General features: G+C 68.8%; 1 pseudogene. It reads right to left on the bottom strand.

Annotation, left to right across the window (positions count from 1 at the left end):
• Positions 1–192: pseudogene (locus VTU_RS26230) on the bottom strand (hypothetical protein); the annotation flags it as partial.
• Positions 193–378: the final 186 nt, after the last annotated feature.

Below are 378 nucleotides of genomic sequence, written 5' to 3' on the forward strand. Positions count from 1 at the left end.
CACGCGGCCCTTTTGCCGCACCAGGCGGTGCATGGCCTCGGCTTCCTGCATCAGCACATGGTTCAGGAGCAGCACGAGGCGCAGCTGCGCCTCGTGCACCAGCCACTGCGGCGCCTGCGCGCCGGCGGCCGCACGCCCGACACGTTCGATGAGACTGTGCAGAAAGGGGAAGGGGAACTGTGGTGTTGCCATGGCTCCCGATTATTCCCCGAACCGGGGCGCCCCCGGAACGAAAAACCGGGTCCTTGCACGGCAGGCGCCTGTGAATGGTCGCTCGGGGGACATGCCGGCCTGCGGTCGGGCTTCCCGCAACGACACCGGCGGCCCGCCTTGTGCGGCCCGAAAATCAGCAATCCCCCGCTGCTTGCCCCGCCTGAG

Source organism: Verminephrobacter aporrectodeae subsp. tuberculatae At4, from assembly GCF_000193225.1.
Classification (GTDB): domain Bacteria; phylum Pseudomonadota; class Gammaproteobacteria; order Burkholderiales; family Burkholderiaceae_C; genus Acidovorax; species Acidovorax aporrectodeae.